20 protein-coding genes are annotated in these 24,915 nt (G+C 38.9%); 18 read left to right on the top strand and 2 right to left on the bottom strand.

The annotated features are described in order from the left end of the window. The first annotated feature begins 4 nt into the window (after positions 1 to 4). The 11 genes from wcaJ (at position 5) to GT756_RS16925 (ending at position 14,826) form a co-directional block, all read left to right on the top strand. Positions 5 to 1,402 carry an undecaprenyl-phosphate glucose phosphotransferase gene (gene wcaJ / locus GT756_RS16975; protein ID WP_072420694.1) on the top strand — a complete coding sequence of 466 codons (1,398 nt, stop codon included), beginning with the start codon at positions 5 to 7 and terminating at the stop codon, positions 1,400 to 1,402. A 282-nt stretch (positions 1,403 to 1,684) separates the two neighbouring features. Continuing rightward, on the top strand, positions 1,685 to 2,734 hold the full coding sequence (locus GT756_RS16970; RefSeq protein ID WP_072420695.1) for an EpsG family protein: 1,050 nt from the start codon (positions 1,685 to 1,687) through the stop codon (positions 2,732 to 2,734). A gap of 27 nt (positions 2,735 to 2,761) precedes the next feature. After that, a complete protein-coding gene (locus GT756_RS16965) occupies positions 2,762 to 3,862 on the top strand; it encodes a glycosyltransferase (RefSeq protein ID WP_160124944.1) in 1,101 nt (366 codons plus the stop codon). 11 nt (positions 3,863 to 3,873) lie between these two features. After that, positions 3,874 to 4,755, top strand: a complete 882-nt coding sequence (locus GT756_RS16960; RefSeq protein WP_072420697.1) for a glycosyltransferase — start codon at positions 3,874 to 3,876, stop codon at positions 4,753 to 4,755. Positions 4,756 to 4,785: 30 nt separating this feature from the next. Further along, positions 4,786 to 5,760, top strand: coding sequence for a glycosyl hydrolase (locus GT756_RS16955; RefSeq protein WP_160124943.1), 975 nt, complete (start codon positions 4,786 to 4,788; stop codon positions 5,758 to 5,760). Between the two features lie 366 nt (positions 5,761 to 6,126). Beyond that, positions 6,127 to 7,533, top strand: a complete 1,407-nt coding sequence (gene gndA, locus GT756_RS16950) for an NADP-dependent phosphogluconate dehydrogenase (protein WP_072420699.1) — start codon at positions 6,127 to 6,129, stop codon at positions 7,531 to 7,533. Positions 7,534 to 7,891: 358 nt separating this feature from the next. Further along, the gene (wcaK, locus tag GT756_RS16945; protein WP_072420700.1) at positions 7,892 to 9,154 is read left to right on the top strand and encodes a colanic acid biosynthesis pyruvyl transferase WcaK; all 1,263 of its coding nucleotides are present in this window, start codon (positions 7,892 to 7,894) and stop codon (positions 9,152 to 9,154) included. 1 nt (position 9,155) lies between these two features. After that, complete coding sequence (locus GT756_RS16940; protein ID WP_160124942.1) at positions 9,156 to 10,379, top strand: glycosyltransferase; 1,224 nt, start codon at positions 9,156 to 9,158, stop codon at positions 10,377 to 10,379. Next, the gene (locus GT756_RS16935; protein ID WP_160124941.1) at positions 10,376 to 11,701 is read left to right on the top strand and encodes an oligosaccharide flippase family protein; all 1,326 of its coding nucleotides are present in this window, start codon (positions 10,376 to 10,378) and stop codon (positions 11,699 to 11,701) included. The genes GT756_RS16940 and GT756_RS16935 overlap by 4 nt, the downstream gene beginning before the upstream one ends. A gap of 280 nt (positions 11,702 to 11,981) precedes the next feature. After that, a complete protein-coding gene (gene ugd, locus GT756_RS16930) occupies positions 11,982 to 13,148 on the top strand; it encodes a UDP-glucose 6-dehydrogenase (RefSeq protein ID WP_132136536.1) in 1,167 nt (388 codons plus the stop codon). 652 nt (positions 13,149 to 13,800) lie between these two features. Continuing rightward, the gene (locus tag GT756_RS16925) at positions 13,801 to 14,826 is read left to right on the top strand and encodes an acyltransferase (protein WP_072420704.1); all 1,026 of its coding nucleotides are present in this window, start codon (positions 13,801 to 13,803) and stop codon (positions 14,824 to 14,826) included. 1,180 nt (positions 14,827 to 16,006) lie between these two features. On the opposite strand, the gene GT756_RS16920 is transcribed toward GT756_RS16925, so the two are convergent. Beyond that, complete coding sequence (locus tag GT756_RS16920; protein ID WP_000429184.1) at positions 16,007 to 16,129, bottom strand: small membrane protein; 123 nt, start codon at positions 16,127 to 16,129, stop codon at positions 16,007 to 16,009. Positions 16,130 to 16,528: 399 nt separating this feature from the next. Then, positions 16,529 to 17,533, bottom strand: a complete 1,005-nt coding sequence (locus GT756_RS16915) for an NAD-dependent epimerase (protein WP_094309014.1) — start codon at positions 17,531 to 17,533, stop codon at positions 16,529 to 16,531. 847 nt (positions 17,534 to 18,380) lie between these two features. Here GT756_RS16915 and rfbB point away from each other — a divergent pair. The 7 genes from rfbB to GT756_RS16880 all read left to right on the top strand — a co-directional run bounded on the left by rfbB (position 18,381) and on the right by GT756_RS16880 (position 24,913). After that, the gene (gene rfbB, locus GT756_RS16910; protein WP_160124940.1) at positions 18,381 to 19,445 is read left to right on the top strand and encodes a dTDP-glucose 4,6-dehydratase; all 1,065 of its coding nucleotides are present in this window, start codon (positions 18,381 to 18,383) and stop codon (positions 19,443 to 19,445) included. 14 nt (positions 19,446 to 19,459) lie between these two features. Then, entirely contained in the window at positions 19,460 to 20,329 is an 870-nt protein-coding gene (gene rfbA, locus GT756_RS16905; RefSeq protein ID WP_049004238.1) for a glucose-1-phosphate thymidylyltransferase RfbA, read from the top strand. Between the two features lie 31 nt (positions 20,330 to 20,360). After that, on the top strand, positions 20,361 to 21,251 hold the full coding sequence (gene rfbD / locus GT756_RS16900; RefSeq protein WP_109882946.1) for a dTDP-4-dehydrorhamnose reductase: 891 nt from the start codon (positions 20,361 to 20,363) through the stop codon (positions 21,249 to 21,251). Between the two features lie 14 nt (positions 21,252 to 21,265). Further along, entirely contained in the window at positions 21,266 to 21,820 is a 555-nt protein-coding gene (gene rfbC / locus GT756_RS16895; RefSeq protein WP_048295138.1) for a dTDP-4-dehydrorhamnose 3,5-epimerase, read from the top strand. An 87-nt stretch (positions 21,821 to 21,907) separates the two neighbouring features. Next, on the top strand, positions 21,908 to 22,738 hold the full coding sequence (locus GT756_RS16890; protein ID WP_023318681.1) for a glycosyltransferase: 831 nt from the start codon (positions 21,908 to 21,910) through the stop codon (positions 22,736 to 22,738). Between the two features lie 29 nt (positions 22,739 to 22,767). After that, entirely contained in the window at positions 22,768 to 23,601 is an 834-nt protein-coding gene (locus GT756_RS16885) for an ABC transporter permease (protein WP_023318680.1), read from the top strand. Then, complete coding sequence (locus GT756_RS16880; RefSeq protein ID WP_080841667.1) at positions 23,591 to 24,913, top strand: ABC transporter ATP-binding protein; 1,323 nt, start codon at positions 23,591 to 23,593, stop codon at positions 24,911 to 24,913. The genes GT756_RS16885 and GT756_RS16880 overlap by 11 nt, the downstream gene beginning before the upstream one ends. Positions 24,914 to 24,915 lie beyond the last annotated feature (2 nt).

Here is a 24,915-nt window from a genome sequence, read left to right as displayed (position 1 = left end):
AATAATGAATATTCTTCCTGAAAGGTATCAAATCTCTGGTAATGCTTCAATTATATCTATGTTACAGAGATTGTTTGATATTTTAGTTGTTTCTTCTTCCCTATATATAGTCTATCTAATTAACAATATACAATATGATTTAGCATTTGGAGTGTTAATATTATTCGCTCTTGTTGTTTTTCAAATGATAGGTGGGATTACTGATTTTTATCGTTCATGGAGGGGAAATAAACTCTCACTTGAATTGTTAATGATAATAAAAAACTGGACTTTGAGCTTAATAATCCTTTTTTTAATTTCTAATATATATCCTATACCTAATGCTGAGCATTTTGTATTTTATCAATGGTATGTAATTGTATGTGTTGGTTTTATATTTTTTAGGTGCTTCATTAGATATGGAATTGGTATACTAAGAAATCTTGGTTATAACCGTCGCACTGTAGCTATGGTAGGTGCTATGCCAAGTGGTGTTGCATTATTCAAAAGTTTTCAGGAACAGACGTGGCTTGGGTTTGTAGTCAAAGGTATTTACGATGACGAGTGTACAGATAATTTACAAGGAATACCATATGCTGGCGATTTAAATAAACTTGTGGAGGATGCAAAATCTGGAAAGATCGATAGAGTTTATATCGCTCTTGCTATCGAAGATGAAGATAAAATAAAGCATGTTCTTAAAGAATTGACTGACACAACATGCTCAGTTCTATTAATTCCTGATCTATTTACATTCAATATATTACAATCTCGAACAGAGGAAATTAATGGTGTCCCTGTTGTACCTTTATTTGATACCCCACTTAATGGTATCAATATGGTTTTCAAGAGATTAGAAGATATAGTGGTTTCAACAATTATTCTGATCTTGATTTCTCCTGTTTTGATACTTATTTCTTGTGTTGTGAAGTTTACCTCTCCTGGTCCCGTCTTTTTCCGACAGATACGATATGGAATGGATGGAAAACCAATCAAAGTTTGGAAGTTCCGCTCAATGACGGTTATGGAAAATGATGGTAACGTTAAACAAGCGACAAAAAATGATGTCAGGATTACTAAGGTAGGTAGGGTCTTGCGTAAGACCTCTTTAGATGAGTTACCGCAATTTTTTAATGTTCTCTTTGGGCAGATGTCTGTAGTTGGACCAAGACCACATGCAGTTTCTCATAATGAGCAATATAGAGCACTTATTCAAGGATATATGCTCAGGCATAAAGTTAAGCCAGGGATTACGGGGTTGGCGCAGGTTAATGGTTGGCGCGGCGAAACTGATACACTTGAAAAAATGGAAAAAAGAATTGAATATGATTTACTTTATATCCGTAACTGGAGTATATGGTTAGATTTGAAGATTATTTTCCTTACGATTTTTAAAGGATTTATAAACAAATCAGCATACTAAGCCTTATCATACAAAAGAGCAGGAGATAATCAAATATTTGAAATCTCCTGTTCGCTACTTGTAATAATTATAGATACTATAAATTAGTTACACTATAACATGCAAGATATCCGCCCTCACAGGTGTTTTTTATATATCAAAATACGCATTTTTATTATTTTTACCTTATCAGCGTTCAGATATATATACAAAGTAGACTCAGTAATCTTAATTATCTATAATAGAAAATATCGTATAATGGATAAAAGGAATTTGACAAATTTAATTTTCACGAGATAAAAAATGCTCCCATATATTATTGCACTTTTACTTGTCTATTCATGGGTTGTTGCTGAATATAAGATATTAAATAGAAAAGCTGTCTTGTTTCCATTGCTTATATTGGTGGTATTAGCCACAATGAGACATTATGAGATTGGGACCGATGCGAATGTTTATACTCGTTATTTCCGTTTCCCATTCAATAATTATTCATTTCAATTTGATCCAGAAGTAGAGACTGGATATCAATATTTGGTATATTTAGTACGTGAGATTTATAGTAGTGATTATTCCCTATATTTTTTCGCGATGGCCCTAGTTTCTATTTTTCCAGTTATATATACTTTAAAATCACGATCAGTAGATTATCCCCTCTCAATATATATTTATATAACATTTGGTTTGTATATGGCGATGTATAACCAAATTCGCCAATGTATTGCAATGGGAATCTGTTTTTTGGCTACAAAGTATTTAGTTAATAAGAATTTTATTAAATATTTTGTTGTAATATTAATCGCATCACAGTTTCATGTGACAGCATATCTGATGTTAATATTTTATTTCGTCTGTCATAATAAACTGCGGATAGAATATAAAATAATACCTATAGTCTTAAGTAGCGCCATAGCTGCGCCACTTATGATAGCACATATGGCTTTAAATAACTCAAGATATGAGCATTACACAGAAGAAGCGACAAAAGGCAAAAATGGCTTGTTAACCGTTATGCTATATGTAGTGATTGCGTTATTCTTTTACATAATAGGAAAGCGGTTAAGGAAAGAGAATTTAGAATATAGAATTTATGAGTGCATGTATCTATGTGGAGTTGCCCTGTTACTCCCAGTTGCTATGCTAGGAACAGATCCTGCAGGTCCTCAACGAATTATTCAATATTTTTTATACTATGTCATGTTGATGTTTCCTATAGTATTCAAAAAAATAAATAACAAGTTTATTTACGTTACATTCATTATTGTATCTTTTATATATTTTGTACTGATGATTGCAAGCAATATTGCTGGTGTTTATCCATATCAATTCAACCCAGTTTTTGATTTTTTTTGACAATAGATAATTATTGAGGTCATATAAATGAAAGTACTACATGTAGCAGAAACCTTTAAAGGAGGTGTTGCTACCGTTATTAATAGCTTGGCCACATACCAAATAAATAATAAAGAAATTGATGGTGTAGAAGTCATTGTTCCTAATGAGCATATTTCGGAAATAACGTCAGTATTGAAGTGTAATGTGACAACATTTGATAGAAAAAAGAGAGGGCTAATATCATTAATAAATCTTGGAATTGTTTTATATAAAAAGATAAAAGTATATAAACCTGATATAGTTCATCTTCATAGCACCTTTGCTGGATTTATTGGACGTATATTAATACTTTTTCTATTTAAAAATAAAAAGATTAAAGTCGTATATTGTCCTCATGCTTTTCCATTTTTAATGGATTCACATAAACTAAAGAAAACATTATATATTAAATGTGAAAAAATATTAGCAAGGTATACTAGCAAAATTATATGCGTTGGTGAAAGTGAATATAACGATGCTTCTTTAGCAGGTATTCCTAAAGATAAGATGGTGGTGATTAATAATGGTGTGAGTATTCCGGAAGTTACAAATCAGGTTAATTGTAATAATTGTGAAGAATATATTTTGTTATATGTTGGTCGTTTCGATTACCAGAAAGGTACTGATGTTTTCATAGATGCACTGAAAATTATAGATAAAACAGCACTCGATTATAAAATTAAAGTTATAATGATTGGCGAACCCGTCAATGATAGTGTTGATTATAAAAATCAGAAATTTAAAAATATTAATTTAATATTTACAGGTTGGATTAATCAAGAATTATTATTTGAGTATTACCTAAAGGCTAACTGTTTAGTTATTCCTTCGCGATGGGAAGGGCTAGCAATGGTCCCACTTGAGGCAATAAGTTATAAATTACCTGTTATCGCAAGTAATATAAGTGCCTTTCAAACAATAAACAGTCTAAGTGGCCTTTCATTCTCTAATGAAGATCCTGCTTCACTAGCAAAATTATTATCTAGTTTAAATGATTTTGATTTGAACAAAATAAAAGATACCTTGTATGACAAGGTCTCAACCGAATATACACAAGAATTAATGAATGAAAAAACTATCGTAGCATATAAAAATTTAATTCCATAAGAGATATTGAAATGAAAGATAATCCATTAGTCACGATCTATATTCCAACATTTAATCGTATTGAGTTATTGAAACGCGCACTTAATTCAGTTGTTAATCAGACGTATGAGAATTTGGAAATCATTGTTGTTGATGATAATTCGAGCGACGGTACACAAGAGTTCCTTAAGAATTTTAGTAAAAAGGATCCACGAGTTAGCTATATTTTAAAGACAGATAATTCTGGCGCTTGTGTGAGTCGAAACTTAGCAATAGATAAAGCAAATGGATTGTTTATAACTGGATTAGATGATGATGATTACTTCTCACTAAACAGGATCGAGCAATTGATGGATAAATCACATCTTCTGAACAAGTATGTGTTTTTATATACATACTACCTGACTGTTGTCGCTGGAGGTAAGTATAAAAAGGTCAGATATCTAAATTCAATTTTGCCAACAACAATAACAGGTAAAGAGTTATTACATAAAAATATTATTGGTAACCAATGTTTTACATACACAAAAAGATTGAGAGATGCCGGGAAGTTTTCTCCTGACATGCCGGCATGGCAAGATATGGAGCTTTTCTATAGATTGCTTACATATTCCGAACTAAATGAAGCATATCTGATTAATATGCCTTTATATTTCCAAGATACCTCACATGATAAAAATAGAATAACGCTAAGCAATAAGCAAAAAATTTATAATGCATTTGAAGTTTTCTGCCAAAGAAACAATATACAAAATAGAGAGCGAGAAATACTTAAAGCGCAGTTAATTAGTTATGGCATTAAAATAGAATATTCTTCACTATTCAAACGTTTCATAGGAAATACGAATATTTATTCATGTTTGGTAGATATGTTTCTACTTATAAAAAACATGGGTAATGAAAAAATAGTATGATAGGCATATTAGATGAGGAAAGGTATTCTTATGCGAAAATTTCTATTAATAGTGTTTTTTTTATTTTTCTCATCCGTTTCGAATGCAGATGATAACACAAAAATCCTTGGAGTGTGCTTTCATCCCGAAAAGTTAAACATAGATAACTCTAAAATATTCGAGTTGCTAAAAAAATATCATTTCGTTTCATATCGTACAGATTATAGATGGCAGTATGTTGAAAGGAAGAAAGGAATATATAAGGTACCTAATGACAGTTTAGATAAATTAATTAAAGAATCAAATAACAATAATATTACACCTTTACTAATATTAGGATATAAAAATCCACTATATAGTCATGATAAACCGATCGACGCAGCGACCAGAAGTGCGTTTGTGAACTATGTCGATTGGGTTGTGAATAGATACAAAAATTACAATGTTACATATGAGATTTATAATGAATGGTGGTCGAAAGATATTAAGGGTTATAATTTAGACGGAATAATGATGTCTGCAAATAATTATGTTGAATTGATTAAAGAAACGAGCGAAAAAATTCATTCTATTTCTCCGAATGCTAAAATAATAGCTGGCAGTTTGAATCCTCTAGATCGTCGTCATGTATATTGGCTTGAAGTGATGATGCAAAACGGTTTAATGAACTACGTTGATGGCATATCTATACACCCCTATTCTGTAAATGATCCTGATATTGATTTCAAGAAAATAGATAACTTTCAAGAAGAAATAACTAAAAGATTTAACAATGGAAAAACAGTAGGCATTTATATCACTGAAATGGGATATTCGAACTCTCGAAAAGGGAAAATCAATGCATTAGAACAAGAGCAATATATTGCTAAATATATTCGTCTTGTTAACTCAAGGCCTTATATTAAAGGGATATGGTGGTATCAATTGATCAATGAAAAAAATACAACGGAATATGAATCCAATTTAGGTTTGCTCAATTCTGATTTATCAGAAAAAAGTATTATGAAAGGCTTCATCTCGAGATAGTTGTTTTCATTATTGTTTTTAAATTCCTGATTTTGATTGTTATCATGTGACTTCTCACTTACACAGTATCTCTTAGTAATTGCTTACGTGGTTTATAAAAATTACTTTGTCTTATAAAAATTAACGATAATTGTATGGTTGTTACTTTTATTAAGAAGCATCTCTTACTCATTAATGCAGAACAAAGTAGCCTTATTGTACTATTAAGCTCAACATAATGAGTCGAGTTGATGGCCGTTTTATTTTCTCACAAGGTCAATCATAAAAATAAATTTACCCTATGCTCTTAACCATCTTTGAGCTAAAATTATCACTGTTTTTAAGCTGCGAACGTGTCGCAGTGACCACACCTGACAGGAGTATGTAATGTCCAAGCAACAGATCGGGGTTGTCGGTATGGCCGTGATGGGGCGTAACCTTGCGCTGAACATCGAAAGCCGTGGTTATACCGTCTCCGTTTTCAACCGCTCCCGTGAAAAGACCGAAGAAGTGATTGCCGAAAACCCAGGCAAAAAACTGGTTCCTTACTACACAGTAAAAGAGTTTGTTGAATCCCTTGAAACACCACGTCGTATCCTGTTGATGGTAAAGGCCGGGGCTGGCACCGATAGCGCCATCGATTCCCTGAAGCCTTACCTTGATAAAGGCGACATCATTATTGATGGCGGCAACACCTTCTTCCAGGACACGATCCGTCGTAACCGTGAGCTGTCTGCCGAAGGTTTTAACTTTATCGGTACCGGTGTTTCCGGTGGTGAAGAGGGGGCTCTGAAAGGGCCTTCCATCATGCCTGGTGGGCAGAAAGAAGCCTATGAACTTGTTGCTCCGATTCTGAAGCAAATTGCTGCGGTTGCTGAAGACGGTGAGCCATGCGTGACCTATATCGGTGCTGACGGTGCTGGCCATTATGTGAAGATGGTTCATAACGGCATCGAGTATGGTGACATGCAGCTGATTGCTGAAGCTTATGCGCTGTTGAAAGGCGGTCTGGCACTCTCCAACGAAGAGCTGGCGCAAACCTTCACCGAATGGAACGAAGGTGAACTGAGCAGTTACCTGATCGACATTACCAAAGATATCTTCACCAAGAAGGATGAAGAAGGTAAATACCTCGTTGATGTCATTCTTGATGAAGCTGCAAACAAAGGTACCGGTAAGTGGACCAGCCAGAGCTCACTGGATCTCGGCGAACCTCTGTCTCTGATCACCGAGTCCGTATTTGCTCGTTACATCTCTTCGCTTAAAGACCAGCGTGTAGCTGCTTCGAAAGTGCTGAGTGGACCCCAGGCTCAGCCAGCTGGCGATAAAGCGGAATTTGTTGAGAAAGTGCGTCGCGCATTGTATCTCGGTAAAATCGTTTCCTATGCTCAGGGCTTCTCCCAGCTGCGTGCTGCTTCTGATGAGTACAACTGGGATCTGAACTACGGTGAGATCGCCAAGATTTTCCGCGCTGGCTGCATCATTCGTGCGCAGTTCCTGCAGAAGATCACTGATGCTTATGCGCAAAACGCTGGCATTGCTAACCTCCTGCTGGCGCCGTACTTCAAGCAGATCGCTGATGACTATCAGCAGGCGCTGCGTGATGTGGTAGCTTATGCCGTGCAGAATGGTATTCCGGTACCGACGTTCTCTGCCGCAATTGCCTACTACGACAGCTACCGTTCCGCAGTTCTGCCAGCTAACCTGATTCAGGCTCAGCGTGATTACTTTGGTGCGCACACCTATAAGCGTACTGATAAAGAAGGTGTATTCCACACTGAGTGGTCTAACTAATTTTAGATGCCCAAGTAAAGTCTTAATTCACATATTTATACTTTAAACCACCTCTATGGAGGTGGTTGTTACATATCAAATATTTTGTCAATTATCCTTAAGAGCATCTCTGTATATTATTTTTGTGTGTCTAATAAATTAATTAAATAATTTTAATGAGTTAAATTTTCGTGTGTTTAAATTGGATGTCAGGTGATTTTATAATTATATAGAACATAAAGGTAATCATGAGTAAAGTACAAATCAGTTTATTATACTTAAAATAAAGCTATTAATACTACTGAATTTCATTCGTAAATATAAAGTTCAGTTAATAATCTAATAAAGAAATATTGTATTGAAAATAATTTGAGGGCTTATGAAATTATTATTAGTAGGTAATCATACTTGTGGAAACCGTGGAGATGCTGCAATTCTCAGAGGTCTTTTAGATACTCTGAGGAAGTTAGAGGCAAATCTTGAAATTGATATTCTTAGCCGATACTCAAAAAGTTCAGAATATCTTCTGGGGGAGACAATTATTCAAGATCCTCTTTTTGATAAAACTTCTAAGAAGAAAGCAGGGGCATTATCAATCATTTTCAATAAAATTAAAAACAAGTGTTTGCCGCTTGTTATGATCAGCCATATAGAAAAGAAAGGGGTATTAAAGGCATTCCCATTACCACAATATATTAGAGAATTCACTGAACAACTCAAAGAATATGATGCTGTAATTCAAGTCGGTGGTTCTTTTTTTGTCGACTTATATGGCGTATCTCAATTTGAACATGTTTTATGCTCCCTGCTTGCTAATAAAAAAATTTATCTCATTGGGCATAGTGTTGGCCCTTTTGAAGGAAAAAACTTCAATCGTGTAGCAAAATACTCATTCTCTCATGTTGAGTTGGTTCAGTTACGAGAAAGAGTAAGCTACGATATTATGGTTAAATATGGATTTAACATGAAAAATGTGTCGTCAAGTGTCGATACTGCTTTTTTAGTTGATCCTAATTCTGATGAGTCAAATAATTATATGATTCATCATTGGAATAATTTAATTTCTGAAAAGAAAACAATAGCTATAACTGTAAGAAAATTAGCGCCGTTTGATCAAAGACTTGGTGTCACTCAGGGTCAGTATGAAGAGGCTTTTGCGAAAATAATTGATCATTTTATTGATTTGGGATATCAAATAATTGCGTTCTCTACCTGCACAGGTATTGAGAGTTATAATAATGATGATAGAATTGTTGCTCTTTCAATTAAAAAACTGGTAAAAAATAAAGAAAACTATCATGTTGTCATGGATGAATTAAATGATCTTCAACTCGGCACTTTATTCCATAAATGTATGCTGACAATCGGAACAAGATTACATTCTGCAATAATATCAATGAACTTCGGTACGCCAGCTATTGCTTTTAACTATGAACATAAATCACGAGGGGTAATGAATGAACTTGACATGGATTTTCTGTCATCGGATATAAATGAATTAATAACAGGTAGTGTTGTAGATAAAATAAACCATGTATTAGCAAATAATGAGGATGTAAAAAGCACCCTAATGCAGAGAATTAATACAACAAGAACTAGGGGATATAATAACATCAAAGAAATTGTTGAAGGCTTGAAATAAAATGAATATTACTTTTTTTTGTGCCACATTCCCCGTTGCTTCGGAAACTTTCATTCAGAATCAAATTATCTCATTCATAAAAATGGGACATAATGTTCGAATATTGGCGCTTTACCCTGGAGATATGAGCTGTTTGCATGAAGATTTTCTAAACTATAATCTAAAGGAAAAAGTTGATTACGTATTTCCTTCAAACTTTACTACACAAGGGCGATTGACTGTACTCACAAAAAGATTTTCTCATGCACTAAAGTGTCTGACGTCGGGAAAAGTAAATGCATTTAATATAGTTAAATATGGGCATTTGTCTCATAGTTTATATTTGCCTTCAATTATTGGGAGTATAAAGTCAGTATATAGAGCTGATTATTTTGTTGCGCATTTTGGGACATGTGGCACAATAGCTAACTCTTTAAGAGAGTTAGGCGTGCTGGATGGTAAAATAGTTACTATTTTCCATGGTTTTGATATTTCAATAAAAGACGTACTTGCTAGATATAAAAAACAGTATGTTAATTTATTTGCTGAAGGCGATTTATTTTTTCCTATAAGTCATTTGTGGAAAGAAAAAATGATTTCATTGGGTTGTGAATCTTCAAAAATTGAAGTTATTAGAATGGGTATTCATGTTGACGAATTTGTATATAAGGGAAGAGATATTAAGGATGTATTAAATATAGTCTCTGTGTGTCGGCTAATTGAAAAGAAAGGTATCGAATATTCTATTCGCGCTTGCTCAATACTAAAAGAAAATAATATTCCATTCAAATATACCATTGTAGGTTATGGTCCTCTAGAGTCAAGTTTAAGGTCATTAATCGATGAATTAGGGCTGGCAGATGTGGTAAGGATAACAGGATTTCAATCTCAATCAAACGTTAAAGCTATTCTTGATAAAAGTAATGTTTTTGTATTGCCCTCAATAACATCTCAAAATGGCGATATGGAAGGGATACCTGTTGCACTGATGGAGGCTATGGCTTGTGGTTTACCTGTAGTATCTACATATCACAGCGGTATTCCAGAATTAATTGAAAATAATAGTAGTGGATATTTATGTGATGAAAAAAGCATAAAACAAATTTCTGAAAAATTAATGTTTATTTATAATAATCCCGCGTCTGTTCTTAGCGCTACAGTTAATGCCCGCAAAAAAATTGAAGAGTCATTTAATATAGACATTGAATACAAAAAAATGACCTATCTTATGGAGTACCATCTGTGAGTGGGATAAAGGGGCAGGCAGTATGGTTATTAGGAAGCAATTTTATTTCTGCACTTCTACAAATAATACAAATAAGTATTCTTGCACGAGTGTTAGAATTACATGAACTAGGGGTCTTGGCTATAATAAATACCGTACTTGCTATTGCTATGATTTTGCAAGATATGGGAATGAGTAGTTATATTGTTTACAAACAGGATATGACCAGAGAGCAACAAAGTACGATATATTGGATTAACTTTTTATTGAGTCTTTTTACTGGGATTATTGTATTCGCATCATCGTTGCCGATCACCGAATTCTATAAGATGCCACAGTTAGAATCATTGATTATGTTAGCCAGTATTAATTTTGTTTTCCTTGGTTCCTTGTCGCAATACCAAGCCCATTATATAAAAGCTAAAAAAATGATTTTACTATCTCAAATTGAAATTGGGGCTAAGTTTATATCATTCTTTTTCGTTGTATGGGCTATTTATAAAACAGATCTTAGAACTTCTGCTGTAGTTTTGGGACTAATTTTGAATGCAGTTTTAAGATTATGTTTCATGTCATTGTTTGGAAATAGAGAATGGAGGCCTCTTTTCAAATTTGAAAAAGAAATTGTACATGATGTTTTTAAATATGGTGTATATCAATTAGGGTCACAAGTTATTAATCAATTGCGTACGCAATTAGATGTAATTATTGTTGGGAAAGTTCTTGGTGGAGAATCTCTTGGCTTGTATTCTTTGGCAAAAGATATGATTCTTCAACCGCTGAAATTAGTTTCACCTGTAATTAATAGATTAGCATTACCAAGATTTGCAGAACATCAACGAGAGTTGCATGAATTAAAAACAATATTCCTTAAAGGCACATTTGTTATTGCAGCATTTAGTTCCTGTATTTACATATTTATTTACTTATTTTCCCCTGTAATTATAACATTGCTTTATGGTAGTGAAAGAATGCCTATTATGGACATCTTGCCATTTATGCTGATCTTTGGAGCACTAAGACCTATGGGAGGATTGACAGGTGCTATTGCACAAGCAAATGGAAAAACAAATGTTGAATTCATATGGAACATAGTTGCAGGCATAGCTGTGTTATGTATTAGTTTTACCATAATTCTGTTCCCGACATTGTGGTATGTTTCATTAACACTTTCCATAGCACAAATATTAGTGTCATTTTTAGTTTTTCCTTTCTTTATCAAATCTATTGTAAGTGTGAGTTTTGTTTCTTATATTCGACAATGGATTCCTGTAATTTTTATGTTTATCATAATCACGTCATTAATATATGTGTTCAAAATTAATGTTTATCCTTTCTGGTGAAGAATTATATTGTAAATTTAAAATATAGATACATTTATATAGGTTTTTACTAAACGTTTTTTAACAAAGCAGAGAAGTATAATTATTTCTTCCATTATATGCTATGATATATCATGGCATAAATATTAATTTTTATATTTGTAGCCAAAGAGGTTGATTTGAAAAAGACAGTAAATGGTTACTTTGACATGGATTATACCTCAAGGTAATAACATTAACCGTGTTGATTCATAACGTGGCTATTAGCCGTTATCCAGTTAACTGATAAAAGTGTAATCGAATGAAAATTACTATTTCCGGTACAGGTTATGTTGGTTTATCTAATGGTATCCTTATTGCACAGCATCATGAAGTTGTTGCATTAGATATCATACAAGCCAAAGTGGATATGCTTAATCAGAAACAATCTCCTATTGTTGATAAGGAGATACAGGAGTATTTGAGCGAGAAATCCCTAAACTTTCGTGCAACGACGGATAAATATGATGCATATCGTGGAGCTGATTATGTCATTATTGCAACTCCAACAGATTATGATCCGAAAACTAATTATTTCAATACTTCAACAGTTGAAACTGTAATTCGCGACGTTTCTGAGATTAATCCTGAAGCTGTTATGATTATCAAATCGACAATTCCCGTTGGATTTACAAAAAGCATAAAAGAGCGATTGGGAATTGATAATGTTATCTTCTCTCCAGAATTTCTCAGAGAAGGACGAGCCTTATACGATAATCTTTATCCTTCTCGGATTGTGATTGGTGAACGCTCTGAACGCGCTCAGCGTTTCGCTAATTTATTAATAGAAGGTGCCATTAAGGAAGATATACCTGTTTTGTTTACAGATTCAACTGAAGCCGAAGCGATAAAACTATTTGCAAATACTTACCTTGCTTTGCGAGTGTCTTATTTTAACGAGCTTGACAGTTATGCTGAAAGCCAAGGGCTAAACAGTAAACAAATAATTGAAGGTGTATGCCTTGACCCGCGTATTGGTGATCACTATAACAATCCTTCTTTTGGCTATGGAGGTTATTGTTTGCCAAAAGATACTAAGCAACTCCTTGCTAACTACGCGTCAGTGCCAAATAACATTATTTCTGCAATAGTCGATGCCAATCGTACTCGTAAAGATTTTATTGCTGATTCAATTCTAAGTCGCAACCCCAAAGTGGTAGGTGTATATAGACTCATAATGAAGAGTGGTTCAGATAATTTTCGGGCTTCCTCTATTCAAGGGATTATGAAGCGTATTAAGGCCAAAGGTATCCCAGTCATTATTTATGAACCGGTTATGCAAGAAGATGAGTTCTTTAATTCTCGCGTAGTCCGTGACTTGAATGCTTTCAAGCAAGAAGCTGATGTTATCATTTCTAATCGAATGGCAGATGAGCTTGATGATGTGAAGGATAAGGTTTATACTCGCGATCTTTTTGGTAACGATTAATTTCTGCTTTAAGCCGGCTTCGTTTGTTGCCGGCTTTTATAAATGATATATATCATATTTTTTCATTAACTTGTGATCTATAGTTCTATATTTTTGGAAATAACAATCGTGTGATTTATAATTTTCGCGTATAGTTATGCTTATGATAATTAATTATTTGAAAAGATCGGCGCTCATTAAATATTTGCATGTGTTCACTTTATTAATTTTATTTAATGGATTGTAACCGTGATATGTTTTAAATTTCGTGGTGATGTTCTATGGAGTTTGTTTTAGTGTATTAATGTGTCGTCTCGTATTCAAAAAATATAATAATATTGTGCCAAAATTTAATATTTTATTTTGTTTATTCTAAATGGAACTAATGTTTACATGGGGTGGGGATGTTCCTATTTAGTTAAATAAATGTATGCTTGGCTAGTTTACTTATTTGTTAAGCAGAATGAAATATCAAACAGATTTAAAAGACTAATTTTCGGTTTATTTCTTAATTTTCTTTAGGATCAAAAAAGAGTACTGATAAATTTATGTTTTTGAGGAGGGGGTTTGTATCAATCAACTAATGATATTGATAAATACATATTTATAATTTACTTAACTGCTAAATTAACATAGCATGACTTTATCATAAATCTCATATTCAGAGCTATTAATGAAAATTTCTGGACAAATCAATTCAATACAAATACTACGGGGAATTGCTGCATTGGTAGTTCTCTTTAGTCATGCAAATCACAAGACCGTACAGTTGGGAATACAAGATACAAATATATTTTCCTGGGGTGGAATTGGTGTAGATATTTTCTTTATTATATCAGGCTTTATAATGATGCTTGTAACTACTAAGGATAGCTCCAAGTTACAGTTTATTAGTAATAGGATTATTAGAATAATACCGGCCTACTGGACAGTTTCCTTTTTGGCATTGGGCGTATATTTGATCGCCCCTTCTTTGGTTAACTCTTCTGGAGGACAGACAGGGATTATTCAATCCTTCACTTTGATAAAAATTCCTTTTGATATAAAATTCTTGGTACAGAACGGATGGACTTTAACATTTGAGTTCTTCTTTTATCTTACATTTATCTTCTTTATAAACAGAAGTAACGTGCAAAAGGTATTTCTCACTTTTATATTATTCCTTTTTATTGATATTATCTTTCTTTCGACTGGAGAAGTAGTTCGGTCATTTCTAAATGATCCCATAAAGTATGAGTTTATTTTTGGAGCAGCGCTATTCCTTATTTACTCTGGTTCTTTGAAGGAAAAAGTCGTCGGGCTTTTACTTATTATATCAGCTTCTTTTGCTGCTAAATTATTCTCAGTATCAATTGCAGTGAGAACAATTGAGTTTGGTCTTCCAGCATTGTTTTTTGTTGGTGGACTTCTTAGCATTGAACGATTATTAGTGAAATATATAGATAAAATTAAGTATCCTCTTTTTCTTGGTGAGATATCATATAGTCTGTATTTAATTCACCCTTTTGTTATCCAGACCATTGCTATCCTAACTAAAAAAATAAAATTTTTACAATATAGCCCTTTATTTTATTTTTTAGTTGTTCTTTTCTCGATAATAGCATCTAATATTTTTTATCATTTAATTGAAAAAAAACTAACTATGAAGATAAAGGAATCTTTATTATCAAAATCTAGGTTTAAATCTAGAGCAGAATGAATAGTAGGCCTTTTTTCAGTTACTCTCGAGAAAAGGCCATATATGTTTTAAATTTTACGCGCGTTAATCTATCGTTCCTCTCTATTATTTTTAAAAATTAATATTCCTTGATTTTCATTCTGGAGTTGTTAATTATAATTAAATTCATTTATTTTAATGTAATTATCAGATAAGATATGCTTTTTCCACAACATTCACCCCCTGGCACTTCTGAGTCGACCTCTGAACTTTTATTTCATAGCCTCCTAAAATTGCACCTTATATCGGCTCAGGTATGCCGCGAACTCCTCCAGAAGCTGATTTTGATCCTCTAGTTGCCGCAGACGTCGCTGTTCTTTACGCACAGATAAGCACATCACTTTTTTCAATAATAAATAGTGGCATCACGAATCACGATCTTTCTGCAGACTTCTCTGCCGCTGATACGGGTTCAGCCTACTTCCGTACAAATGCAATCAGTTCATTGATATTATGGTTCTTTTACATTAATGGGTGGTCTCATTTGTTAAATGAAAGAAAGGTTAAGAATTTCAGTTTGGCTTGGAACTTTTTTGTCGGAAATATCAATTGTTAGAGCTAATATCCCGAGCATAAGGGAACATTTGACAGATTTATAGGTTTAAGAGATGTATGTTAAAAAACGTGACTTAGCTATGATTATATCTGCTAAATTTAGCCTGATGAAAAGTCATATAACATTGATGATTGTTTGAAGTAAACTGTTAGGCCCTTGCAATGCGTAATTGGCTATGTCTCATTGTCATTATGGCCGTTACCAGAAATTAAGATTTGTTAATTTTCTTCACTTACAAGGAGATGCATTTTGAAACGCGATTAACCGTAAAGTACGCGTAGTTTTCTTGATTTGTGATGAACCTAACGATCCTGCTCAAAACCCGTTGCGGGTTGAAAACAGGTCCGATAAGTTAAACTTACCTTGTGAAGAGCTACCGTCACTGTGATGTAGATGCCGGAGATAAGCGCCGGGAGGTAAAACAAAGCCTGCAACGCAGGCTTTTGTTATTTATGCCCTGGGGAAATACGAGGGACAGGGCGCGAGTAGCTTTATTTTTTTTCTTGCCTTAAGGCCATGCCAAAACGCAGAATGAACGGTCATTCTGTCATATCATTTTTTTATCTCTTAATATTATCTTAATCTAATTGCAATATGGAGCGGGCCTTACCACTTGCGTTTATTAAACGTCAGTTTCGTTTTCTTTCTGTCTTTCAGATATGAAATTAAAAAGAAAACAGACACAGCAAGTAGTATGGCAGCCACCACTAAGAAAAACAGGTTTTCCATAATATCTACCACAGCTTTAGTTGGTTGAATCATTAGCAAGTTAAGCAATATATCAGCGTGGAAGGTGCTGTATTGCGATCTCTAACATATCCTCTTCTTAAGAAAATTCCTACAGAAAGTAATGTCTTTTATTTATCAGGAGAAAATGCTGAAGGAGCCATTAAAAATAGTATTGAAAAGAGTGACAGCAGGGGACCAGGCTTATAGTTGTTGTCTTTTTCGCTGGCCGGCAGATGAAACTGGTTTCAGCACCGTCGTTAAAACCAGTAAAAATTATTCTTTAGCACAAAAAATTATAGCCTGTGCCAGGCTCGGGTAAAGAAATGAATGATAAATGAAGGCAATACGGGATGTTTATCCATTGCCGCAATCAGCTGATCGCGGCAGGGCAGAGATAGGTTAGATCTGATAGTAATCCTTATACCACTCGACGAAGTTCTTCACGCCTTCCTTCACTGACGTCTGTGGCTTGAAGCCCACCAGGTCATACAGCGGTTGGGTGTCTGCGCTGGTGTCCAGCACATCGCCCGGCTGAATCGGCATCATATTCTTCTTCGCTTCCATCCCCAGCGCCTCTTCCAGAGCGGTGATGTAGTCCATCAGTTCCACCGGCGAGCTGTTGCCAATATTATAGACCCGATACGGCGCGGAACTTGTCGCCGGGGAACCGCTCTCAACGGTCCAGTCGGCATTGGCCTGCGGGATCACATCCTGGACGCGCACTACCGCCTCGACGATGTCGTCGATGTAGGTGAAGTCGCGCTTCATTTTGCCGTAGTTGTAGACGTCAATACTTTTCCCTTCCAGCATCGCTTTCGTGAACTTGAACAGCGCCATATCCGGGCGTCCCCACGGACCATAGACCGTAAAGAAGCGCAGGCCGGTAGTCGGGATGCCGTACAGATGGGAATAGGTATGCGCCATCAGCTCATTGGCTTTCTTGGTGGCGGCGTACAGGGAGACCGGATGATCGACGGAATCCTCCGTGGAGAACGGCATTTTGCGGTTAAGGCCGTAAACCGAACTGGAGGAGGCGTACACCAGGTGTTTCACTTTGGTATGACGGCAGCCTTCCAGAATGTTCAGATACCCCATCAGGTTAGCGTCCGCGTAGGCATAGGGGTTTTCCAGCGAATAGCGCACGCCCGCCTGGGCCGCCAGGTGGATCACGCGGTCAAATTGTTCTGCAGCGAACAGCTTCGCCATTCCCTCACGGTCGGCAAGATCCAGCTGCTGGAAACGAAATGCCGGAGATGCCAGACGATCCAGGCGAGCCTGCTTTAGGCTGACGTCATAATAGTCATTCATGTTGTCGATCCCGACAACATCATGCCCTTCATTCATTAGGCGTTGCGCGATATGAAAGCCGATAAAACCTGCGGCACCAGTGACCAAAAACTTCATATTTTTCCTCCGGGGTGTGGATATCCCGTTCTACATAAGTGCCGATTTTACACTGGCTTGCGGTTGGGATCACTTGCTTTACAGTTGCAGAGTGTGCGTTGACATGAAGCTGGCCGGGAAAATCAAATGCTTTAATGCAAATGATTTGCATTTGAAATCGAGTCAAACCATCACTATGGTTACACGGAAAAAAAACAGTTTGCAGGAATCAGCCCATACAAGTTCGATATCTTGAAAAAACATGACATGTATTTCCGAATGAAGAGGTATTGTTGTTCGTGAAATTCGAATTAATTAGTGTTGTTGTCACCAGAGATAACTTGTAATCAAAGGATGTATAGCAAGCTATTGAATGTTTTAACATTGTATCAAAAGTGTTCCATTCATACCTTGAATTAATTCACACCGCTTTTTGATTTTTATTCTGTATAACCAGCGCTATAATGCGGCGCTACCTTGTTGGGTACTAAGCGATGTTGAGTGTGCTGCACTTCGTAATGGTGATAGTGCGGCTTTGCCATGATATCAACGACCGAAGTGATGCTGAGAGGGATGATAGCCCGGCACTGAGCGCATCTCTCTGCTTCAGAGAGATTCCTTTAGCTGTTTGGGAAAGTCCTGATAGCGAAAGGGCATAGAAGCAAGCAAAGTGACCGCTGTTTGGCCGACTTGCCGTTTCCAGCACAATGAGAGCGTGGTTCATGTTCCGCTAACTTTAGCTGATGACATATACAAATTACTGCAGGCACTACGCATTTTGGTTGCGAAAGCCAATGGCGGTAGCGTGCCTGCGGTTGTTTGCTACTTCAGAAAATTGTATGTAATTCATTGAAAAACGAGAGAGAGTATGAAGATTCTTGTCACCGGGGGCGCAGGCTTTATCGGTTCTGCCGTGGTTCGTCATATCATTGAAAATACCCTGGACGAAGTCCGTGTGATGGACTGCCTGACCTACGCCGGCAACCTCGAATCCCTGGCGCCGGTGGCCGGGAGTGAACGCTACTCGTTTTCCCAGACCGATATCACCGATGCCGCTGCCGTGGCGGCCCAGTTCAGCGAGTTCCGTCCGGATATCGTGATGCACCTCGCTGCAGAAAGTCATGTGGACCGTTCCATTGATGGCCCGGCCGCCTTCATCCAGACCAACGTGATCGGCACCTTCACTCTGCTGGAGGCAGCCCGCCACTACTGGTCCGGGCTTGGAGAGGAACAGAAGCAGGCCTTCCGCTTCCATCATATCTCCACCGATGAAGTGTACGGCGACCTGCACGGCACCGATGACCTGTTCACCGAAGAGACTTCGTACGCCCCGAGCAGCCCGTACTCCGCCTCCAAAGCGGGCAGCGACCATCTGGTTCGCGCCCGGAACCGCACCTACGGCCTGCCAGTGGTGGTGACAAACTGCTCCAACAACTACGGTCCGTATCACTTCCCGGAAAAACTGATCCCGCTGACTATCCTTAATGCCCTGGCGGGTAAACCTCTGCCGGTATATGGCAACGGGGAGCAGATCCGTGACTGGCTGTATGTTGAGGACCATGCCCGTGCGCTGTACAAAGTGGCGACCGAAGGCAAGAGCGGCGAGACCTACAACATCGGCGGTCATAACGAGCGTAAAAATATCGATGTGGTGCGCACCATCTGCACCATTCTCGACAAGGTGGTGGCGCAGAAGCCGGGAAACATCACCCACTTTGCTGACCTGATCACTTTTGTTACCGACCGTCCGGGACATGACCTGCGTTATGCCATTGATGCCACGAAAATCCAGCGCGATCTGGGCTGGGTGCCGCAGGAAACGTTCGAGAGCGGAATTGAGAAAACTGTGCACTGGTACCTGAACAACCAGACCTGGTGGCAGCGTGTGCTGGACGGCTCCTATGCCGGCGAGCGTCTTGGCCTGAATAAATAAAAAAGGAACTGAAGATGAAGGGCATTGTTCTGGCCGGCGGCTCCGGCACGCGTTTATACCCCATCACCCAGGGCGTCTCCAAGCAGCTGCTGCCTATCTACGACAAGCCGATGATTTTCTACCCGGTGTCTGTCCTGATGCTGGCGGGCATTCGCGATATCCTTATCATCTCCACGCCTGAAGACATGCCTTCCTTCCAGCGCCTGCTGGGTGACGGGGCGCAGTTCGGGGTGAACTTCAGCTACGCCATTCAGCCGTCGCCGGACGGTCTGGCGCAGGCTTTTATCATTGGCGAGAAGTTTATCGGCAACGATGCCTGCGCCCTGGTGCTGGGGGATAATATCTACTTTGGCCAGAGCTTCGGTAAAAAGCTGGAAGCAGCGGCGGCGAAGACCTCCGGTGCCACGGTGTTTGGTTACCAGGTGCTGGATCCGGAGCGCTTTGGCGTGGTGGAGTTTGACGAGCACTTTAAAGCGCTGTCAATTGAAGAGAAACCATTAAAGCCGAAATCAAATTGGGCCGTAACTGGTCTCTATTTCTACGACAATAACGTGGTGGAGATGGCGAAGGACGTTAAGCCTTCAGCACGCGGGGAACTCGAGATTACCACTCTCAACCAGATGTATCTGGAGCGCGGTGACCTGCATGTTGAACTCCTGGGGCGCGGCTTTGCCTGGCTGGATACAGGCACTCATGACAGCCTGATGGACGCATCACAGTTCATTCACACCATTGAGAAGCGTCAGGGGATGAAGGTCGCGTGCCTGGAAGAGATCGGTTACCGCAACAAATGGTTGTCGGCGGAAGGGGTGGCGGCTCAGGCCGAACGCCTGAAGAAAACCGAGTACGGTGCTTATCTCAAGCGCCTGCTGAACGAGCGTTAATGCCTTCTTCGTCAACGACAGGATACAGAGAATGAAGATTTTACTGATTGGCAAGAATGGCCAGGTGGGCTGGGAGCTGCAGCGTTCCCTGTCCACCCTCGGCGACGTGGTCGCGGTGGATTATTTTGATAAAGAGCTTTGCGGTGACCTGACGAACCTGGCAGGCATCGCGCAGACCGTGCGTACCGTCCGCCCGGATGTGGTGGTGAATGCCGCCGCGCACACGGCCGTGGACAAGGCAGAAAGCGAGCGGGAGCTCTCCGACCTGCTGAACGACAAAGGGGTGGCGGTGCTGGCGGCAGAGTCGGCGAAGCTGGGGGCCCTGATGGTGCACTATTCCACAGACTATGTGTTCGACGGTGCCGGCAGCCATTATCGCCGGGAAGATGAAGCGACTGGCCCGCTGAACGTCTACGGTGAAACCAAACGCGCCGGTGAGCTGGCGCTGGAGCAGGGCAACCCGCGTCATCTGATTTTCCGTACCAGCTGGGTGTATGCCACCCGCGGCGCCAACTTTGCCAAAACCATGCTCCGCCTGGCGGGTGAGAAAGAGACGCTCTCCATCATTGACGACCAGCACGGGGCGCCCACCGGCGCAGAGCTGCTGGCAGACTGCACGGCGACGGCAATCCGTGAAACGCTGCGTAATCCGGCGCTGGCCGGCACCTATCATCTGGTGGCCAGCGGCGAGACCAGCTGGTGCGACTACGCCCGCTATGTGTTTGAGGTGGCGAGGGCGCACGGTGCCGAGCTGGCGGTTCAGGAAGTGAAGGGCATTCCGACGACGGCCTATCCGACGCCGGCGAAGCGTCCGCTCAACTCACGCCTGTCGAATGAAAAATTTCAGCAGGCATTCGGGGTGACTCTCCCGGACTGGCGTCAGGGTGTGGCTCGCGTGGTAACAGAAGTCCTGGGCAAATAAACGGTTAGCAAAAGATGAACATTATTAAAACAGAGATTCCTGAGGTGCTGATTTTTGAACCGCGCGTGTTTGGTGATGCGCGGGGCTTCTTCTTTGAGAGCTTCAGCAGCAAGGTGTTTAATGAGGCGGTGGGCCGTCAGGTGGAATTCGTCCAGGACAACCATTCCCAGTCCCAGAAAGGCGTACTGCGCGGGCTGCACTATCAGCTGGCTCCGCACGCCCAGGGCAAACTGGTCCGCTGTGTGGAAGGCGAGGTGTTTGACGTGGCAGTGGATATCCGTCGTTCATCGTCCACCTTTGGCAAATGGGTGGGCGCGGTGCTCAGCGCAGAGAATAAACGTCAGCTGTGGATCCCGGAAGGGTTCGCCCACGGGTTTATGGCGCTGAGCGACACGGTGCAGTTTGTCTATAAGGCGACGAACTACTACGCGCCGCAGTCAGAACGGAGCATCATCTGGAACGATCCGGAGATAGGGATTGACTGGCCGGCGCTGAGCGACTGCGTGCTGTCGCTGTCGGAGAAAGACCTGCGGGCACATACTCTGGCCACTGCGGAAGTCTACGCTTAAGTATAAATATTCTTGTTCGATAATGGATATCACAAGTTACTATCAATAATAATAATAAATAATTTTTATCCTAAAGGTAATCGATTAATGAATTATAAAGCAATGAAGCCTAAAGTTATCGCTTCTATTGTATTATTTAATCATTCCTATGATGATATTAAAGATACGTTCCTCTCATTATGCCATGAAGAGAGCGTTGAAAAAATAATCTTCGTTGATAATGGTGGTTGTCAGTGGGCGGCATCATTGAATGAACCTAAGGTGAGCTACATCAAGTCTCCTTACAACTGTGGTTTTGGTGCTGGACATAATCTTGCAATAAAAGCAAGTGCAGACTTTGACGGTTATTTCTTGATATGTAATCCGGATATTAGCTTTGATAAGCAGTCACTTGATAAATTAGTTTCGTTTGCGTGGGAAAATGAGTATAGTTTTGTTTCCCCGCAAATAATATATAGAAATGGTGAGAGACAATATAGTTGCCGTCTACTACCTACTCCCGGTAATCTGTTTTTAAGACGTTTCTTTCCAGTTACAGCGATAAAGTACGATGTTAAATATGAACTGAAAGATGCAGCCTATGATGAGATATTTTCCCCACCAACGGTATCTGGCTGTTTCATGTTATTAAGTAATGTATTATTACAAAAACTTAACGGTTTTGATGAACGATACTTTATGTATCTGGAAGATGTAGATTTATGTCGCCGAGCATTACAGCTAACCAAAATATACTATTATCCTGGAACAACTATTGTCCATGCCTTTAATAAAGGTTCGTATAAAAGCAAATTATTACTTTGGTACCATATTCGCTCCGCAGTCTCCTATTTTAATAAATGGGGATGGTTTCTTGATCGTAAAAGACATGCGTATAATAAGCAAGCCATATATGAAATTCCCAAAAAAATAATTTAATATTATTTGCCATAAAATACGAGTTTAAAATGAAAAACCCTCATCAAAAACTTTCATCATCACCATTAGCAGTGGTGCGCAGTATTGCCACTCACTGGAGTATTATTCTGCAGATGGCTAAACGTGATGTTGTTGGAAGATATAAAGGTTCTGTGATGGGCCTGCTTTGGTCTTTTCTGAACCCTTTATTTATGTTAACAGTATATACTTTTGTCTTCTCCGTGGTATTCAAAGCCAGATGGTCAACTGGTGGGGACGAAAGTAGGACACAGTTTGCTATAATTTTATTTGTCGGAATGATAGTTCATGGTTTTTTAAGTGAAGTGGTAAATAAAGCACCGCTGATTATTTTGGGAAATACAAACTATGTGAAGAAAGTTATATTTCCTTTGGAAACGCTGCCTGTTATCTCTTTATTTGCGGCATTATTTCATACTTGTATCAGCCTTTGTGTGTTACTGATGGCGTTTTTCATTTTTAATGGATATTTACATTGGACCATAGTATTTTTACCTGTGGTCTTTTTCCCTTTAATTATTTTTTGCCTTGGCATTTCGTGGATCTTAGCATCACTTGGCGTATTCCTAAGAGATGTAAGTCAAACTACGGTAATCATTACTACAGTATTAATGTTTTTATCACCGGTATTCTTCCCTATAAGCGCCTTGCCTGAAAAGTATCATATCTGGATCATGCTCAATCCATTAACCTTTATTATTGAACAAGCCCGAACGGTCCTTATTTGGGGTGGTATGCCTAATTTTATCGGTCTGTTTTTATATTCTTTGGGTGCCTTAGTCATAGCCTGGATGGGTTTTGCCTTCTTCCAGAAAACCAGGAAGGGATTTGCTGATGTCCTCTAATGAAATTGCCATTCAAGTTACAAACCTGAGTAAATGTTATCAGATATATGCGCGTCCAACTGATCGTCTAAAACAGTTTTTTGTGCCGAAACTTCAACAGGTGGTCCGCAGAGAGCGAAACTGCTATTTTCGTGAGTTTTGGGCCCTCGATGACGTTTCCTTCAGTATCAAAAAAGGGGAAACGGTAGGTATTATTGGACGAAATGGTGCCGGGAAGTCGACTTTGCTGCAGATTATCTGCGGCACACTAACCCCCTCCGCTGGAGATGTACGTGTTAATGGGCGTATTGCTGCATTACTTGAATTAGGTGCTGGGTTCAACCCGGAGTTTACCGGTCGTGAGAACGTTTATTTAAATGGTTCGGTATTAGGTTTAACCAAAGAGCAGATTGCGGCTAAGTTTGCTGAAATTGAAGAATTTGCAGATATCGGCCAGTTCATTGATCAACCCGTAAAAACATACTCTAGCGGTATGTATGTCCGTTTAGCCTTTGCCGTTCAAGCATGTGTTGAACCGGAAATTTTGATTGTTGATGAGGCGTTAGCTGTTGGCGATATTGGCTTCCAGTATAAATGCTATAAACGGATGGAAGCATTACGTGCGAAAGGTGTAACCATCATTATGGTAACTCATTCAACAGGCAGCATCCTTGAGTATGCTGATCGCTGCCTGGTGATGGAACACGGAAAACTAATCGGTGATACCAATGATGTTCTCGCTGCAGTTCTGGCCTATGAGAAAGGGATGATCCTGGCCAACGATAAACCAGAGCCTACAAAACTTGCAGAGAACCGCTCTTCTGAAACTTGCAGTTTGGAAGACCTCAAAAGCATTCAGTTACATACTGCTAATGAAGAAATTGGGGAAAAACGTTTTGGTACTGCGCGTGCTATTATTAAAAATCTTACCATCTACAAATCAGATGGTACGCCTTTGACAGAGAAACCACTCATCAAATCAGGTGAAGAAGTTACATTTGATTTCACCATATTAGCTACCGAAGAGATTAAGGATGTTGCTCTTGGCCTTTCCATATCCAAAGCTCAGGGAGGGGATATTTGGGGAGATAGTAATATTGGCGCAGGTTCGCCAATTACACTTCGTCCAGGTAGTCAGCGTATCGTTTATAAAGCAACGCTGCCTATAAATTCGGGCGACTACCTAATACACTGCGGCCTCGCTATGGTTGGCAACGGTGCTCGAGAGGAACTTGATCAACGTCGACCGATGATGAAAATAAAGTTTTGGTCGGCCAGAGAGCTAGGCGGGGTCATTCATGCTCCGTTAAAAATCATTACAAATGGAGAGTAAAA

Origin of the sequence: Klebsiella sp. Q2, assembly GCF_009900705.1 — a bacterium.
Taxonomy (GTDB): Bacteria; Pseudomonadota; Gammaproteobacteria; order Enterobacterales; family Enterobacteriaceae; genus Klebsiella; species Klebsiella quasipneumoniae.
The sequence above is the reverse complement of the archived record's forward strand: the minus strand, read 5'-3'. Positions and strand labels throughout refer to the sequence as shown.